At 62.7% G+C, this 15,000-nt stretch carries 16 protein-coding genes and 1 pseudogene; 2 read left to right on the plus strand and 15 right to left on the minus strand.

Annotated elements, in window-relative coordinates; genetic code table 11:
* The 3 genes and pseudogenes from ACP7CJ_RS25380 to ACP7CJ_RS25390 all read right to left on the minus strand — a co-directional run.
* A pseudogene (locus tag ACP7CJ_RS25380) lies at window positions 1-215 on the minus strand (arabinose ABC transporter substrate-binding protein); the annotation flags it as partial.
* Window positions 216-253: 38 nt separating this feature from the next.
* Entirely contained in the window at window positions 254-1,075 is an 822-nt protein-coding gene (locus tag ACP7CJ_RS25385) for an SDR family oxidoreductase (protein ID WP_276194385.1), read from the minus strand.
* Window positions 1,076-1,229: 154 nt separating this feature from the next.
* Complete coding sequence (locus tag ACP7CJ_RS25390) at window positions 1,230-1,709, minus strand: GNAT family N-acetyltransferase (RefSeq protein ID WP_253398135.1); 480 nt, start codon at window positions 1,707-1,709, stop codon at window positions 1,230-1,232.
* 190 nt (window positions 1,710-1,899) lie between these two features.
* On the opposite strand from ACP7CJ_RS25390, the gene ACP7CJ_RS25395 reads away from it, so the two are divergent.
* Together ACP7CJ_RS25395 and ACP7CJ_RS25400 are read left to right on the plus strand one after the other, a co-directional pair.
* Window positions 1,900-3,096: an MFS transporter gene (locus ACP7CJ_RS25395; protein WP_426102619.1), complete on the plus strand. Its 1,197-nt coding sequence runs from the start codon at window positions 1,900-1,902 to the stop codon at window positions 3,094-3,096.
* Window positions 3,097-3,182: 86 nt separating this feature from the next.
* The gene (locus tag ACP7CJ_RS25400) at window positions 3,183-3,527 is read left to right on the plus strand and encodes a hypothetical protein (protein WP_276194387.1); all 345 of its coding nucleotides are present in this window, start codon (window positions 3,183-3,185) and stop codon (window positions 3,525-3,527) included.
* Between the two features lie 16 nt (window positions 3,528-3,543).
* On the opposite strand, the gene ACP7CJ_RS25405 is transcribed toward ACP7CJ_RS25400, so the two are convergent.
* The 12 genes from ACP7CJ_RS25405 to mltG all read right to left on the minus strand — a co-directional run bounded on the left by ACP7CJ_RS25405 (window position 3,544) and on the right by mltG (window position 15,000).
* Window positions 3,544-4,461, minus strand: a complete 918-nt coding sequence (locus tag ACP7CJ_RS25405; RefSeq protein WP_276194388.1) for a PfkB family carbohydrate kinase — start codon at window positions 4,459-4,461, stop codon at window positions 3,544-3,546.
* Window positions 4,454-5,920, minus strand: a complete 1,467-nt coding sequence (locus tag ACP7CJ_RS25410; protein WP_276194389.1) for a purine-cytosine permease family protein — start codon at window positions 5,918-5,920, stop codon at window positions 4,454-4,456. The genes ACP7CJ_RS25405 and ACP7CJ_RS25410 overlap by 8 nt, the downstream gene beginning before the upstream one ends.
* A 68-nt stretch (window positions 5,921-5,988) precedes the next feature.
* Window positions 5,989-7,020: an ADP-ribosylglycohydrolase family protein gene (locus tag ACP7CJ_RS25415; protein WP_276194390.1), complete on the minus strand. Its 1,032-nt coding sequence runs from the start codon at window positions 7,018-7,020 to the stop codon at window positions 5,989-5,991.
* Window positions 7,017-7,730, minus strand: coding sequence for a GntR family transcriptional regulator (locus ACP7CJ_RS25420; RefSeq protein ID WP_276194391.1), 714 nt, complete (start codon window positions 7,728-7,730; stop codon window positions 7,017-7,019). Before ACP7CJ_RS25420 ends, ACP7CJ_RS25415 begins: the two co-directional genes overlap by 4 nt.
* Window positions 7,731-7,800: 70 nt before the next feature.
* Window positions 7,801-8,361 (minus strand): DUF1285 domain-containing protein, encoded by a 561-nt coding sequence (locus tag ACP7CJ_RS25425; protein WP_276194392.1) that lies wholly within the window; start codon window positions 8,359-8,361, stop codon window positions 7,801-7,803.
* 16 nt (window positions 8,362-8,377) lie between these two features.
* Window positions 8,378-8,983: a DUF4823 domain-containing protein gene (locus tag ACP7CJ_RS25430; protein WP_276194393.1), complete on the minus strand. Its 606-nt coding sequence runs from the start codon at window positions 8,981-8,983 to the stop codon at window positions 8,378-8,380.
* A 206-nt stretch (window positions 8,984-9,189) separates the two neighbouring features.
* Window positions 9,190-10,158 carry a GTP 3',8-cyclase MoaA gene (locus ACP7CJ_RS25435; protein WP_276194394.1) on the minus strand — a complete coding sequence of 323 codons (969 nt, stop codon included), beginning with the start codon at window positions 10,156-10,158 and terminating at the stop codon, window positions 9,190-9,192.
* Between the two features lie 114 nt (window positions 10,159-10,272).
* Window positions 10,273-10,941, minus strand: a complete 669-nt coding sequence (locus ACP7CJ_RS25440) for a TetR/AcrR family transcriptional regulator (RefSeq protein ID WP_276194395.1) — start codon at window positions 10,939-10,941, stop codon at window positions 10,273-10,275.
* Between the two features lie 445 nt (window positions 10,942-11,386).
* On the minus strand, window positions 11,387-12,172 hold the full coding sequence (locus ACP7CJ_RS25445; protein ID WP_247405608.1) for a TatD family hydrolase: 786 nt from the start codon (window positions 12,170-12,172) through the stop codon (window positions 11,387-11,389).
* Window positions 12,173-12,235: 63 nt separating this feature from the next.
* Window positions 12,236-13,225, minus strand: a complete 990-nt coding sequence (locus ACP7CJ_RS25450) for a DNA polymerase III subunit delta' (RefSeq protein WP_253398150.1) — start codon at window positions 13,223-13,225, stop codon at window positions 12,236-12,238.
* A complete protein-coding gene (gene tmk / locus ACP7CJ_RS25455) occupies window positions 13,218-13,850 on the minus strand; it encodes a dTMP kinase (protein ID WP_276194396.1) in 633 nt (210 codons plus the stop codon). The genes ACP7CJ_RS25450 and tmk overlap by 8 nt, the downstream gene beginning before the upstream one ends.
* 19 nt (window positions 13,851-13,869) lie before the next feature.
* Entirely contained in the window at window positions 13,870-15,000 is a 1,131-nt protein-coding gene (gene mltG, locus ACP7CJ_RS25460) for an endolytic transglycosylase MltG (protein ID WP_276194397.1), read from the minus strand.

Raw genomic sequence — 15,000 nt, forward strand, 5'->3', positions numbered from 1 at the left:
GCCGAGAGGGTTTTCTCGCCGTCGGGCACGGCGATCTTGATCACGGTGAAACCATGTTCCTTGCCGGCTTTTTCGGCGAAGGCCCATTCGGTCTGGAACCAGGGTTCTTCGGCTTGTTTGACCAAAAAGCCGATCTTCACTTCTTCGGCAACGGCCAGACTGCTGAGGCCGCTTAACGCGATAGCGGCGGTGAGTACGCGTAGGGCTTTTTTCATGAACGGCACCTCTTGTTGTTATTGGAGAGTGACAAGTTCTAGTCGTGGTACATCACCGACCGCCCGCCATCGATCATCAGGCAGGTGGCGTTGATAAAGGGCGCCTCATCGGTGGCCAGAAACAGCGCGGTCATCGCCACCTCAACAGGCTGGCCGATGCGCTTGGGTGGGTGCAGGTCGAACGCGCGCTGGCGCTCGGCCTGGGGGTCGGGGAAACCGTTCCAGTAGTCGACGTTGAGCTGGGTTTCGATATAGCCCGGCGCGATGGCATTCACGCGGATACCCTTGGACGCGTATTCGATGCCGAGGGCGCGGGTCAGGCCGAGCAGGCCGTGTTTGGCGACCGGGTAGGGAAAACAGCCGGGAATGATGTGGCTGGAATGGCTCGAGGCGATGTTGATGATGTTGCCGATGCCCTGCTCGATCATGTGCGGCAACACCGTGCGGCAGCCGTACCAGGCACCGTCGAGGTCGATGGCGAAGCAGCGTCGCCAGTCCTCGTCGGTCATCTGCAACGGGTCGCGGAACACATTGACCCCGGCGCAGTTGACCAGCACATCGACGCGGCCGAAGCGCTCGATGGCCAAATTGACCAGCGCCTGCCATTGCGCCTGGGACGTGATGTCGACCGGCTGCGCGTAGATCTCGGCGCCGCGTTCGCGCCAGTGAACGGCGACTTGCTCGACCTTTTCGGCCTGGATATCGGCGATCACCAACCGTGCCTGCTGGGCCTGGAAGCAGGCAACGATCGCCTCGCCAATGCCTTGGGCGGCGCCGGTGATGATCACCACCTTGTGCTTCAGCCGCTCGCCATAGGTGGGTTCGGGCACGGCGGGGAGTGACAGAGGGTGTGCCTGCATCGCTTCACCTGTTTTATTTTTGGTAGTGAGTGCTGATGCAGCCGACTATAAACCCAGACCTTTAAATATCTCAATATATAAATTTACATCCCACATAGTGAGAGAGCGCGTAAAAAAACCGGCGTCGGGATGCCGGTTTTCATCGGGGTTTTCATCAGCCCTGGGCGAAATCCCGCAGCGCATCGCCTTCCATGCGGTAGCGCACCCACTCTTCCTGGGGCTGGGCGCCGATGGATTTGTAGAAGGCAATCGCCGGCTCGTTCCAATCCAGCACGCTCCACTCGAAACGCCCGCAGCCGTTGTCGCAGGCGATCTTCGCCAGGTGGCGCAGCAACTTCTTGCCGGCCCCGCCACCGCGTTGCTCGGGGTTGATGTAGAGGTCTTCGAGGTACAGGCAGTTGCTGCCCAGCCACGTGGAATAGCTGAAAAAGAACACCGCGAACCCGATCGGCAATCCGTCGCGCAGGCAAATCAGCCCATGGGCAGTCGCGCCCTCGCTGAACAGGCTGCGCTCGATGTCCACCACACTGGCGATCACTTCATGACGAGCCCTCTCAAACTCGGCAAGCTCGGTAATGAAAGTCAGGATCTGCGCAGCATCGCTGGGCACGGCGGGGCGAATCTCGATGGTCATGGGCGCGCCTTGGGTAAATTCAAAGGCCACATACTAAGACGGTTTGATGACAGATTGCAGTGCAATTTCGGGGTGGCCAGGGCACCTCACTCCGTTGCGGGCTAATGCAAGCACCACCAACTACAGAACAATCCGCCCTGACGTGCATGGTAGAAAGTCGCCATAACTCCAATGATTCCAAGGCGTGCTCATGAACTCAACATCCCCGGTGGGCGGAAAGTTATTCGCCCTGTTTTGCCTTGCCAGCTTCCTGTTGTCGTTGTCCTACGGCTCGACGTTTCTGCTATCGCTGCTGATTCATTCGCGCGGCGGGAATGAGCATGACGCCGGCAGCGTGATTTCCACGGCGATGCTCAGTACCTTCGTCGCGGTAGTGCTCTCCGGGCATATGGCCGACGCGTTGGGCGCGGCACGAGCGATTGCGGGGATGGGCGTGTTGCTGGTGGTGGCCTGCCTCGGTTTTGCCCTGACGCCGGGGTTTGGCCAAGGCTTGATGCTGTTCGGGCTGGCCCTCGGATTGGGCTGGGGCGTGTTCTACACGCTGGGCCCGATCATCGTGACCTTGCTGGTTGAGCCCAGGCAGCGGGCCAAGTACTTTGCGCTGCTGTCGGGCAGTATGTTGAGTGGGATCGGTGCCGGGCCTCTGCTCGGACGAGCCACCAGTGCGCTGGACCTGCCCCTGACGACCGCCTTCTATATCGCTGGGGTGGCCAGCCTGGCCGGGGTGGTGCTGTTCTGGCGATTGGGCGCACAACTCAAGCGTCACGCGAATGCACCGACGTCGAGGATTTCCCTGGCCGCCATCCGCCGGGTACTGTCTTCCAAGGCGGCGTTCGCCATCTTGATGGTCGGTCTGGGCGGTTGCGTGTTTGGCGGGCTGTCATCGTTCCAGACCAGCTACGCGGCCGCACATGGGTTGGACTATTCGCTGTTCTTCGCGGGGTTCCTGAGTGCCGCGATCACCAGCCGCCTGTTGATCGCCGGCTTCGTGGTCAAGCGTGATGCCTATCGGGCGGCGTGTGTGTTGTCCGGGATCATGCTGGGGTCGATTGCACTGTTTGCGTTTGGTGTGAGCGGCAACCTCAGCTACTTGCTCGCGGCTGCCACGTTAGGGGTCGGGTACGGCCTGACGTATTCGGTGATCAATGGGCTGGTAGCCCACGAATCGCCGTCCGGCACTACGTCCCAAGCGTTGCTGCTGTTCAGCCTGGCGTATTTTGTCGGCGTCTTCGGGTTTCCCTGGCTAGCGGGCAGGATCATCGTCGACTACGGCCTGCCGACATTGATGATGGGCGTACTGGCCATCGCCGCCCTGAACTGGATGATCACCGTGGCACGCCTGATAGCGCGCCACCTCTCGGCACACAAAATCTTACAGGTGTCCTGAGACCGCTCGTCGGCATCCAGGCACGAACAGCAAATGAGGGCTGACCAATAAAGGGTAAGGACATTAATCCTAATGGAGACACCCTCATGAAGCATTCCAAGTGTGCCGCCCTCGCCTTCACCGCGCTGTTGTCCGCTGCCTCGCTGAGCGCCTTCGCCGCGTCCTCGTCTACCGGCAAGACTGATCCGGTCGACACTCCGCCGAGCTCGGCGACCCAGGAATCCCAGGACTCGATGGGCACCGGCCTCGACACCAATGGCGGCGCGATCATCGACAACGGCGCCGACCCGCGCACCCAAGGCAACGACACCCAGCGCCAGGCGCCGGCGGCCGTCGGCAACGGCAAAATGGGCCCAGGTGTCAATCAGCCGAATATCAACAAGGGCGACGACTCGAATATCCCTGGCGCACCGAAACAGCCTGCGCCTTGATGCATCGAATAGGGGGTTAGTCGGCTAATAGCGCATCGACTTCGGCGGTGCCTGGAGAAGTCGCCGGCCCCCAGCGCGTCACCGCCAAAGCGGCTGCCGCATTGGCGCGCCGCGCCGCGTCGAGAGCGTTCAAACCGTTGGCCAAACCGGCGATAAACACGCCCGCGTGCGCATCTCCCGCGCCATTGCTGTCGACCGCCTGCACCTTGAAGCCGGGCACATGCTCGAGCGCATTCGCCCGCCCGACCCAGCAACCCTTCGGTCCATCGCGCACCACCCGTAGCGTTTCGGCGGGCAGGTGCTGGTTGAGCGCCAGCAGCGCCTTGGCAATATCCACCGCGCCAGTGAACGCCACGGCTTCGGGGCCGTTGCTGGTCCAGATGTCGATACGCGGCAGCAGCGCGCGCATCAACGCCGAATCCGGCGCCTTGACCAGCGGGCCAGGGTCGAAGACCACCGCAATCGCCCGTGGCAGCGCCAGTAGCCAGTCGATCAGCGGCTGGGCCTTGCCGTCGAGGAGCAGGCTGTAGCCACTCACGTACACGTAGTCATCGGCACGCGGCACCACGCTGGCCAAGTCCTCGGCACTCAGCTCACCCTCGGCGCCCAGATGGGAGATGAAGGTGCGCTCGGTGCTGGCTTCTGTCAGCGCCACGCACAGGCCGGTGTCCTTGCCGCGGCTGGCAGGCAGCGCCATGTCGATGCCTTCGGCCTGCATCGCCGCGCGGGCCAGATCGCCGAAACGCCCAGTGCCATGGCGCCCCAGGTAGACCGCCGGCAGCCCGTTGCGCCGCGCCGCCGCCATCACATTAAAGCCGCCGCCGGCTTCGAAACTGGCCGATTGCGCCAACACATCGCCGCCGCTCGCTGGCAATTGATCGAGGGCCATGACCAGGTCGACGATGACCTGGCCGGTGTGCAGCAACCTAGGCATTGGCACGCTCGACGAACACCGGACGCCGGTCAGCGGCGCCGCCCAATGCCGCATACATCCCGCCGGCCACCAGGAACGTCACGATCCAGCCCAGGCCGTTGTGGCCCAGCCAGGAATCGGACAACGGCCCGGCGAACCAGATGTTGTCGGCGGTGGTGCCGATGGTGGTGAAACTGAACCCGAGCCCGATCGCCACGGCCCAGGCACCCAACGCACGCCATTCCACCCCGCCGTGGTACCAATAGGCGCTGCTTGGGCTGACGTCCAGCAGGTCCTTGGGGCTGTAGTAATGACGGTGAATCAGGTCGACCACGAAGATCCCCACCCACGCAGTGATCGGCACCGCCAGTAACGAGATGAAGGTGATGAACGGGCCGTAGAAACTGTCGGCGATCAGCATGAAGTAGATGGAGCCGGCGAAGATCGCCACGATATCGACGATCACCGCGTACACGCGCTTGACCTTCAAGCCGAGGGTCAAGGTAGTGAGACCGGCCGAATACACCGACAGGTTATTGGACAGCAACAGCCCGCCAAACGCCGTGATCAAGTACGGCACGGCCATCCAGGTGGGCAGCATGTCGCGGATCGCGACGATCGGGTCAGTCGCCGACGCCAGGTCGTTGTTGCCCACCGACAGCAGGCCTCCGAGGGTGATCAGCAGCACCAACGGAATGCCCGCGCCGAACGCGGCGGATGCCACCAGGCGCACGGCCTTGACGCTGCGGTGCTGGTAGCGCGACATGTCGGCGCCGGCGTTGGCCCAGCCGATACCGGTGCCGGCGGCCATGGTGCCGATACCGATGAGCATCGCGCTCAAGGGCGCCGGGGTGGCGTTGAACACTGCGCTCCAGTCGATGGTGGCGCAGAGGAAGCCGCCGACCAGGAGATTCAAGGCGCCGAACACGTAGGTCGCCCACTTCTGGATCACCAGCAAGGTGGCGTGGCCCAGGCCGGAAACGGCCAGGGTCAGCAGCACGAAAATAGCGATGAACAGCAGGGTCAGCAGCGGCGCACTTTTCGCCGCGACCGGGGTTTGGAACAGGATCGTACACAACGACAGCAACACGAAGGCGGCGGTGGTGGTGTTGACGGTTTCCCAACCCAGGCGCGACATCAGCGACACCAACGTCGGCCCGATATTGCCGCGCACGCCGAAAATGGCGCGGGACAGCGTCAGGCTCGGCGCGTGCCCACGACGCCCGGCAATCGAGATGACACCCACCACCGCGAAGGAGCCAGCGGCGCCGAGAATGGCGACGATGATCGCCTGCCAGATGGCCAGGCCGCGAAACGCAACCAGGGTGGCGCCCAGCGGCAACCCCAGGATGCTGATGTTGGCCGCGAACCACACCCAGAACAGTTGCAGTGGATGGCCGTTGCACTCGCCTTCGGGGACCGGTTCGATGCCGCGTGTTTCCAAGCGCCCGGCGCTTTGGCCGAAAGTGGACGTACTCATGTGCGGGTGCTCCTGGTGCCGGTATTGTTAGGGTTGTGGCAAATTCGCAAAGCGCAATCTTGATGCGGTCAATGTGCGAGCGGGCCGGCCTGTGGCATCTGGCGCAAGGTGAGCAGCCCGTCAACCAACGGCTGCAACGCCAACCCGTTGACCTGCTTGACCTGTTCGATCATCGCCGCAGGCCAGCACTGCATCCCCAGGCACGCCCCCAGCATCGCGCCGAGGATCGCGGCGATGGTGTCGGTGTCGCCGCCCAGGCTGGCGGCCAGGCACAAGGCGTCGAAGGCATTCATCGCGCCCACCGCCACTTGCTGCGCGAGGGCGAACGACACCACCACCGATTCCTGGGAAGCGACGGAGGTGCCGATCAACTCATAGAGCAGGTCGGCGAACAGCGCCTTGTCGCCACTGGCGACGCTCAAGGTCCGCGCCCAACTGATGCGCGTGGAAATACGGCCGCCGGCCACCCAGTGCCCGTGGCGTTCGGCCTGCTGGGCGATCTGGGTGCCGACGTTCAGCGCTTCGCCCAGGTCCGCCCCGTTGATCCCGGCCGACACCACTGCCGCCACCGCCGCAGCGCTTGAGATGCCCAGGCTGGTGTTGTGAGTGACCTGGCACGCCTGGATCACCGCCTGGATGAACGAAGCAGGGTCGCGGACATCGGCGGCAATCCCCACCGGCGTGATGCGCATCGCTGCGCCGTTGGTGGTGCCGTAGCGCCCGGATTCTTCAGGCGTATGCCCGGTGAGGATCATATCGATGGCGCGCTTGGTCGAAGGGCCCAGCAGGTCCTGGGAACCCTTGGCGCGCATCCGCGCTTCCCAGTCGATCAGGCGCTGCGCGAGTACGCTCGGCGCGATCGTGCCCTGGCCTTCCACCAGCAACTCGCCGACGAGGATCGCCTGCTCGGTGTCATCGGTGATGGAGCCGGCGGGCATGTTCGGTGCGATGGGTTGGTCGGCGTCGGCATCTTCCAGGCCGGTGATGGCACCGAAGCGAGCCCTGATTTGTTCGCGGCTCAGGGACTGGGTCGGCATGCCCAGGGCATCGCCCAACGCCAGGCCGTAGAAGGCGCCGAGGGCGCGACTGTGCGCGGTCATTTCGCCGCGCCAAACTGCAGATGCAGACGAAAATGCACAGGGTCGAGCAGACTTTCGACGTACTCCATGAAGCGCTCGCGCCGGTCGTAAGTGGTGCGCGACGCCTTGAGAAACACCGTGCGCGCCGGGCGGCCGAGCAGCTCGGCGTCTTCATCGGTCAGGGGCTCGGCGCCGATCCATTGATCACCTTCGGCGCCGACGTAACCGTAGGCGGCCAGGGTGATGGTCAGGGAGTTATCGATCAGCCCGACGCGGGGCAGGCCTTCCAGGCCACCCGAGGCTGGCATCAGCGAGCGTTCCAGGGACACGGCGCGGCCATCGGCGGTGCGTCGACGGCGGTCGAGGGCAATAAATTGGTCGCAGCCGAAACGGCTGAACAGGTCCGGGCGGGTCACGGCTTCGAAACGCAGGATATCGGTGCTCACCAGGGCGCCGGTGTCGGCCAGTGCCTGAGCCCAGCCGCTGCGTTGGTCGAGCACCATGCCGTCGAAGGTGACGATGGAGCCAACGCCGCTCTGGGTGGCAATGTAGTGGCGGCGCTTGAGCTCGGCCAGGGCTTCGCGCAATGTGCCGCGACTGACTGCAAACTCTTCGGCCAGTTGATACTCACCCGGCAGCAGGAAACCGTCGGCCATCACCCCACCTTCGATACGGCGGATGAGTTCGTCGACGACGCGTTTTTTCTTATCAAATCGGACATGTCTAATCATGTACAAATTGATAACCGAAAGCCGCCGTTTGCAGCAAGCAAATTATTTCAGGGGGAGAAAAAAACCGCCCTCAGGGCTCCAGGCCAATCGGGAAAAACACCCCGTCGCTCCACACGCCGAGCCAGTTCCGACCGTTGATTGGGCGGCTCACCGCCAGCTCGACCAATTGGTAGAACACGTTGCGATGAACCAGGGCTTCGAGGTTGGTGCGCACCCGCAGATAGGGCGAAGGCTCCTCGGTGTCGGGGTCGATCACCACCCGCAGCGGGTGTTCGAGACCAGCCTCAACCTGCTCGTCGACTTGCGTGGTGAAGCGCAACCGTTGGCTTTCGCCCTGCCCTTCGACTTCCAGGGTGACCGCGACAAACGGCGCATCCTCGACGGTGATGCCGACCTTTTCCACGGGGGTGACCAGAAAGTACTCATCGCCATCGCGCCGGATGATGTTGGAGAACAGCTTGACCATCGGTTTACGCCCGATCGGCGTGCCCTGGTAATACCAGGTGCCGTCGCGGGCGATACGCATGTCGATGTGGCCGCAGAAGTCCGGGTTCCACAGATGCACCGGCGCCGGCCCCTTGCCCTTGGGCAGTTGAGCCAATAGATCATTGGCCTTGGCGGAATCGGTCATGGGGTTCTCCTCTGGCTTACTGATCGCTCATGCCCAGCAGGCCTCGGGCGTACTGCGCCAGGGGGCGGGCGATCAGATCTTGGGGCTTATTGTCGTGGAACGTCAGTAAACCGCCACGACTGTGAATCCGTGCAGTATCAATCAAATACTGGGTGCTGGTCTCGATCAACATGATCTGGATAACGCCGCTGTCCAGGCCGACACGGTCGAGCGCCTGCTGGTCAGTCCACTCATCGGCGTTGCCGATGCGGTCATCCGCCTTGGCGAAGCGGCAGTACAGCAAGTAGTGAGCGCCAGCCGCACGGGCTTCGGCCATGGCTTGTTCGAGGCCTTCGGGCTGACGGGCGCGGCGCACCATGGGGAAGTATTCGACGAAACCGTTGAAGGCTTCTTCGGCGACCACGTTCGGTCGCGGATAGGCGCTGCCCGGCGGCACGAAGGCGCCCTGGGCGATGAAGATGAAGGAGTCCGGCTGCACGCGAATCGAGGCGGTGCGCCGGGTGTCGCTGTGGTCCAGCAACCCGGCATCGCTCATCTGATAACGGGTGCCTTCGGCCATATCGCTGACGGTCATGCAACCACTCAGCGCCAACGACGCCAGCAACAAAACCAGACTACGCATCCTAATCCTCCAGAAGCCGGTGACGGAAAACCGGCGAATGGACACGAGATGCAGAATCCGCGCCATTTGGAAACAACGCATCACTAAATGTGGGAGGGGGCTCGCTCCCGATGGCAGTGAGTCAGTCAGCTCATCTGGGACTGACACATTGCAATCGGGAGCAAGCCCCCTCCCACACTGGATGGTGTGAAATCCAGGGGGCAGGGTTAGCCGCCGATGATCTTCATGATGGTCGCACCGCCGGAGAACGCCACTTCCTGTTTATCGCCCAGAGCCTTCATCAACAAGCCCTGCAAGGCAGGCAGCGCCTGGTGGCGCGGTTTATCGAGCAGGTCGCCGACATAGTGACGGTTGCTCGACGACAGGCAGCCATGCAGCCAACCGGTGGACGACAGCCGCAACCGTGAACAGGTACGGCAGAACGGCACGCTTTCGTTGGCGATCACGCCAAAGAAGCCCTTGCCCGGCACTTCGTAGCGCACCGCCGTGGCATCCACGGGAGCGTTGGCTTGCAGGTATTCGTGGTGTTCGCCGATCAGGCTAAGCAGTTGCTGAAGGCTGACGAATTGCTGCAGGAACGCATTGGAGTCCTTGGCCAGGTGGCCCATGCGCATCAGTTCGATAAAGCGCAGCTCGTAGCCCCGCTCCAGGCAATAGTCGAGCAGCGGCATCACCTGGTCGAGGTTCTGACCGCGCAGCGGCACCATATTGACCTTGATCTTGATCCCGGCCGCGCGCGCCTGGTCCATGCCATCGAGCACCGTGGCCAGGTCGCCACCACGGGCGATGCTGCGGAAGGCGTCGGCGTTCAGCGTGTCGAGGGAGACGTTGATCCGCCGAATGCCGGCGTCCACCAGCAGCGGCAGTTTGCGCGCCAGCAGTTGGCCGTTGGTGGTCAGGCTGATGTCACTGAGGCCCATCCCACCCACGGCGCCCATGAAGGCTTCCAGCTTGGGGCTGACCAACGGTTCGCCGCCGGTGATGCGCAGGCGTTCGATACCGGCGGCTTCGATCAGGTAAGCCACGCCACGGGCCATGGCCTCGGCCGAGAGTTCGTCCTGGGCAGCCACCAACCGCTTGCCGTTAGGCACGCAGTAGGTACACGCGTAATTGCAGGCTGAGGTCAGGCTGATCCGCAAATTGCGAAAACGCCTGCCTTGACGATCAACGATCATGGATCACTCCGGCAGAGGATAATTCGGACGCGCTAAAAGCTGACTTATAAATCAGCTTTTAGCAAGCGCCTTACCTGAGTATATTCCTGGGTTACTGCGCCTGGCAGCAAATCATTACGTGGCAGGCGTCTCGGCGGGCGTGGCTTCAACGGGTGGCAGCTCAGCGCTGTGCTTGCGCTTGTTGCCCATGCGCACGCCGATGTCCATCAGGAACTGGAAGAAGCCTTCCTGATCTTCCAGCACATTGCTCCAGAACGGCGAGTGGTACAGCGCCACGGCGCCATGCACCAACGCCCAGGCGGCGCAGTAGTGGAAATACGGCGGCACGTCTTCCAACTTGCCTTCGCTGATGCGGCCCTTGATCAGCAGGGTCAGGCGCTCGAAGTTCGAGGCGCGGATCTTGTGCAACTCCTCGACCATTTCCGGCACCTGGTGGCCCTTGACCACCTTCTCTTCCAGACGGTCGAACAGGCGGTAGCGCTGCGGGTCACGCATGCGGAACTCAAAGTAAGCCCGCGACAGAGCTTCCTTGTCCTTGTCCACATCGGCCGAATGCAGCAGCTCGTTCAGGTCGCGCTCGTAGTCGAGCATCAGGCGCAGGTAGATCTCGGCCTTGGACTTGAAATGCTTGTAGATGGTGCCTTTGCCGATACCTACGGCATCCGCAATCATCTCGACGGTAACGCTGTCTTCACCTTGTTCGAGGAACAACTTGAGGGCGGTATCGAGAATTTCCTGCTCGCGGCGGCGAAACTCACGGACCTTACGGGGTTCTTTTTGCATGAGGAAAAGGTCTGCAGAGGTCGGTAAAGGGAGGGTTGCGCAGGGCCAAGGATACGTGGCGATACGATTTACCCGGTGCGAGAGATTATCCCGACTGAACGGTCGTTGGGCAACGCCTATGTGAACCCGTCACACACATTACTTTCAGCGCGCCAACGAATTCATGGCGTTCAGTCAGAAATAATACATAACGTTTACGCCTGTACATCCGCTCAATGAGAACTCAAGCGAAGCGCGCGTATTCCAAATCTGTTTAAAAAACGACCAGACGCGACTGGACTGAATCGGATACTGATCAATACTTCAACTGTCGGCGCGACATCTCCCCCAAGTGACGCGTCGATCTGGGTACCGACGGACTGTGTGCCCTTGTTTTACTCCTAATGGTCTTAACCCGGATTCCCCCCCCAGAACCCGGGTTTTTTTTGCCTGCGCTTTGGCCGCGTTAAACGGCGACGTGAGCCAGCGGAAACAGGCGCTTGAAGTTCTCGGTGGTCTGCTCGGCAAAGCGCTCGTAGGATTCACCGCGCAGCATCGCCAGATAATCCGCCACATCACGCACATACTCCGGCAGGTTCGGCTTGCCGCGATGGGGAATCGGCGCCAGGTACGGCGAGTCGGTTTCCACCAGCAGCCGGTCGGCCGGCACTTGTCGCGCCACGTCACGCAGGGCGTCGGCATTGCGGAAGGTGACGATGCCCGACAGGGAAATGTAGAACCCCAAGTCGAGGGCCGCCTTGGCCATGTCCCAGTCTTCGGTGAAGCAATGCAGCACCCCGGCCTGGGGCAATGCAGCTTCGCGCAGCAGGCTCAGGGTGTCGGCGCGAGCGCCTCGGGTGTGGACGATGACCGGTTTGCCGGTCTGCTCGGCGGCTTGCAGGTGCAGGCGGAACGACGCCTGCTGCAATTGCGCGGCTTCGGGCTCGTAGTGATAGTCCAGGCCGGTTTCACCAATCGCCACCACCCGTGGGTGGTTGAGTTCGCCGAGCAACCAGTCGAGAGCCGGGGCTTCGCCGGGCTTGAGGTCCAGCGGATGGATACCCACCGAACAATCCACGTCGGCATAGCGATCTGCGAGGGCTTTGACGTCGGCCGCATTGTCGGCGCTGACGCCGATGCACAGGAAGTGCCCGACCCCACGCTGGCGGGCCGCTTCCAGGGCGGCGTCGAGGGAACCGCCGTGTTGGGCGAGGTCGAGGCGATCAAGGTGGCAATGGGAATCTACGAGCATAAGAAATGACAACTTCAATCACGGGAAGGGTCTGGCCGACGATACACCCGTCGGCCACGGAAATTAACGCCGGCCGAGCAAGCCGACCCACTGCACCAGCAGCGCTTCGAGCAACAGCACGCGGTTGAGGTTGGCCTTGCCGAGCACCTTCTGGCGCTGGGCGAGAATCCAGTCCTGGATATTCAGCACCTTGTCCTGCGCGCTTTTCTGCGCGAGGTATTGCACGACCTTGCGCATGTCCGGCAGGCCCAGGCCATTTTCATCCTGGGTCAACTGGTAGCGCAGGATCAGGCTCGACCAGTCGCAGAACCAGTCGAACAGCAGCAGTAAGGGGATGTCCTTCCAGGCAGCTTCGGCCAACTGGCTGGCAGACAGCTCTTGCTTGAGCAGCTTTTTCACCCCGTCCACCACCAGCGCACGTTGCTCGCGCACACCCTGGGCTTGCAGCTTCACGGCGGCCAGGGGTGAGCCGGCGGCCAGGGTCAGCAGCTCGACGCGCTCGGCGGCGGAGCAGTCCGGCAGCGCCTGCTCCAGCCACTGCAGGCTCATCGCTTCGCTGGGCAACGGGCACGCCTGCTGCACGCAACGGCTACGAATGGTCGGCAACAAGCGGCTGGACTGGTGGCTGACCAGCAACAGCACGGTATCGCCGGAAGGCTCTTCGAGACTTTTGAGCAAGGCGTTGGCGGCGTTGATGTTCATCGCCTCCACGGGTTCGATCAGTATGACCTTGCGCCCGCCCATCTGCGCGGTCTGCACCACGAAGCTGACGAGATCACGCACCTGGTCGACCTTGATCGCCTTGTCTGCCTCCTCGGGTTCCAGCAGGTAGTTGTCCGGGTGGCTGCCGGCCTTGAGTAGCAGGCAGGATTTGCACGCGCCGCAGGCTTCCAGGTTGACCGGGCGTTGGCACAGCAGGCTGGCCATCAGGCGTTCGGCGAGTGCGCGCTTACCGATACCCGCCGGGCCGTGCAACAAGTAGGCGTGGGCGTGCTGGGCACGGCCGGCCAGTTGCTGCCAGAGACTGTCCTGCCAGGGGTAGGCTTCAGCCACGGGCGCGCTCCAGCAATGTCGGTAGCAGGGCATCGATGGCGTGCTGCACCTGGGCCAGCGGCTGGGCGGCGTCCAGCAGGTAGTAACGCGCCGGCTCGGCCTTGGCCCGGGCGAGGAACGCGCTGCGCACGGCGTTGAAAAACGCCTGGCCTTCCAGTTCGAAGCGGTCCAGGCGGCCACGCGCACTGGCGCGGGCCAGGCCGACTTCCACCGGCAGGTCGAACACCAGGGTCAGGTCAGGGCGCAAATCGCCTTGGACGAAGGTTTCCAGGGTGGCAATGCGCGCCTGGGACAGGCCGCGGCCGCCGCCTTGGTAGGCATAGGTGGAATCGGTGAAACGGTCACAAATCACCACGGCACCACGGGCCAGTGCCGGGCGAATCACTTCGGCCAGATGCTGGGCGCGGGCGGCGAACACCAGCAGCAGCTCGGCGTCCGGATTCATCTGTTCTTCACCCGGAGCCAGCAGCACTTCACGAATGCGCTCGGCCAACGGCGTACCGCCGGGCTCGCGGGTCAGCACCACCTCAATACCCTCGGTGCGCAAACGCCCGGCCAGGTAATCGCGGTTGGTACTTTTGCCGGCGCCTTCCGGGCCTTCCAGGGTAATAAACAAGCCAGTCACAGGCAGTCCTTAGTCAGAGTCATTGCGGGCTTTGCGGTGCGACGGCGTCCGGCGCAGGCTCGGCGGAGGCGGCAGGTGCGTCGTTCGTCGGCGTGGCGTCTTCCAACGGTTTCACCTGCGGCGCCGGGCTGGAACGGTAATCGGCGCGACGCTTGAGCTGGAACTCACGCACGGCGGCATTATGCGCATCCAAGTCATCCGAGAAAATATGGCTGCCATCGCCCCGTGCGACGAAATACAGGCTGCTGCCCGATACCGGGTTCAACGCCGCATGAATCGCCTCGCGGCCGACCATCGCGATGGGTGTCGGTGGGAGCCCGGCAATCATGTAGGTGTTGTACGGATTGGCTTCCTTGAGATGGGCGCGCGTCAGCTTGCCGTTGTAGCGTTCGCCCAGGCCGTAGATCACCGTGGGATCGGTCTGCAGCAGCATGCCGATCTTCATGCGACGCACGAATACCCCGGCGATCTGCCCCCGCTCCTCCGGCACACCGGTCTCTTTCTCCACCAGGGAGGCCATGATCAGGGCTTGGTACGGGTCGGTGTACGGCGCGTCGGCGGCGCGCTTGCTCCACTCCTGGGCGAGTACGTCATCCAGGCGGTTATAGGCCTTCTTGAGGAACTCGACATCCGTCATGCCGCGCACAAAGCGATAGGTATCGGGAAAGAATCGCCCCTCGGGGAACACCCCAGGGTGGCCGAGTTTGTCCATCACTTCACTGTCACTCAGCCCGGCAAGGCTCTGCACGATCTTTTCATGCTTGGCCAACTCCGAGCGCACTTGGCGAAAATTCCAACCCTCCACCAGCGTCAGGCTGTATTGCACCACTTCGCCACGCTGCCACAAACCGATCAAGCCTTGGGCGGTGAGCCCGGGTGTCAGGCGGTATTCACCGCTGTGCAATGGCTGGCCTTCGAGATTGAAACGCCAGTAAAGACGCAACCAGAACGCGCCGTCGAGCACCCCGTCGGCTTCCAGGCGATTGAAGGTGCCGGTCGGCGTGGAACCTGCCGGCACGTCGAGCAGTTGCTCCTCGGTCAGGTGCAAGGGCTGCTTCAGGGCTGAGTTGAGCTTCCAGGCCGACACCCCCAACAGCAATGCCGCCGAGAACAGACCGATCAGCAGCAGTAACAACAGTTTTCGTATCAA

The sequence above is a fragment of the Pseudomonas sp. PSPC3-2 genome, from assembly GCF_049897085.1.
GTDB classification, from domain to species: Bacteria; Pseudomonadota; Gammaproteobacteria; order Pseudomonadales; family Pseudomonadaceae; genus Aquipseudomonas; species Aquipseudomonas paraveronii.

What these genes read in the sequence shown, in the direction of transcription:
- ACP7CJ_RS25400 (WP_276194387.1), top strand. Translation starts at nt 3,183, where the DNA reads ATGAAGCATTCCAAGTGTGCCGCCCTCGCCTTCACCGCGCTGTTGTCC.
- ACP7CJ_RS25435 (WP_276194394.1), bottom strand. Translation starts at nt 10,158, where the DNA reads ATGATCGTTGATCGTCAAGGCAGGCGTTTTCGCAATTTGCGGATCAGC.
- ACP7CJ_RS25420 (WP_276194391.1), bottom strand. Translation starts at nt 7,730, where the DNA reads ATGATTAGACATGTCCGATTTGATAAGAAAAAACGCGTCGTCGACGAA.
- ACP7CJ_RS25395 (WP_426102619.1), top strand. Translation starts at nt 1,900, where the DNA reads ATGAACTCAACATCCCCGGTGGGCGGAAAGTTATTCGCCCTGTTTTGC.
- ACP7CJ_RS25410 (WP_276194389.1), bottom strand. Translation starts at nt 5,920, where the DNA reads ATGAGTACGTCCACTTTCGGCCAAAGCGCCGGGCGCTTGGAAACACGC.
- ACP7CJ_RS25415 (WP_276194390.1), bottom strand. Translation starts at nt 7,020, where the DNA reads ATGACCGCGCACAGTCGCGCCCTCGGCGCCTTCTACGGCCTGGCGTTG.
- ACP7CJ_RS25445 (WP_247405608.1), bottom strand. Translation starts at nt 12,172, where the DNA reads ATGCTCGTAGATTCCCATTGCCACCTTGATCGCCTCGACCTCGCCCAA.
- ACP7CJ_RS25390 (WP_253398135.1), bottom strand. Translation starts at nt 1,709, where the DNA reads ATGACCATCGAGATTCGCCCCGCCGTGCCCAGCGATGCTGCGCAGATC.
- ACP7CJ_RS25440 (WP_276194395.1), bottom strand. Translation starts at nt 10,941, where the DNA reads ATGCAAAAAGAACCCCGTAAGGTCCGTGAGTTTCGCCGCCGCGAGCAG.
- ACP7CJ_RS25430 (WP_276194393.1), bottom strand. Translation starts at nt 8,983, where the DNA reads ATGCGTAGTCTGGTTTTGTTGCTGGCGTCGTTGGCGCTGAGTGGTTGC.
- ACP7CJ_RS25405 (WP_276194388.1), bottom strand. Translation starts at nt 4,461, where the DNA reads ATGCCTAGGTTGCTGCACACCGGCCAGGTCATCGTCGACCTGGTCATG.
- ACP7CJ_RS25425 (WP_276194392.1), bottom strand. Translation starts at nt 8,361, where the DNA reads ATGACCGATTCCGCCAAGGCCAATGATCTATTGGCTCAACTGCCCAAG.
- ACP7CJ_RS25385 (WP_276194385.1), bottom strand. Translation starts at nt 1,075, where the DNA reads ATGCAGGCACACCCTCTGTCACTCCCCGCCGTGCCCGAACCCACCTAT.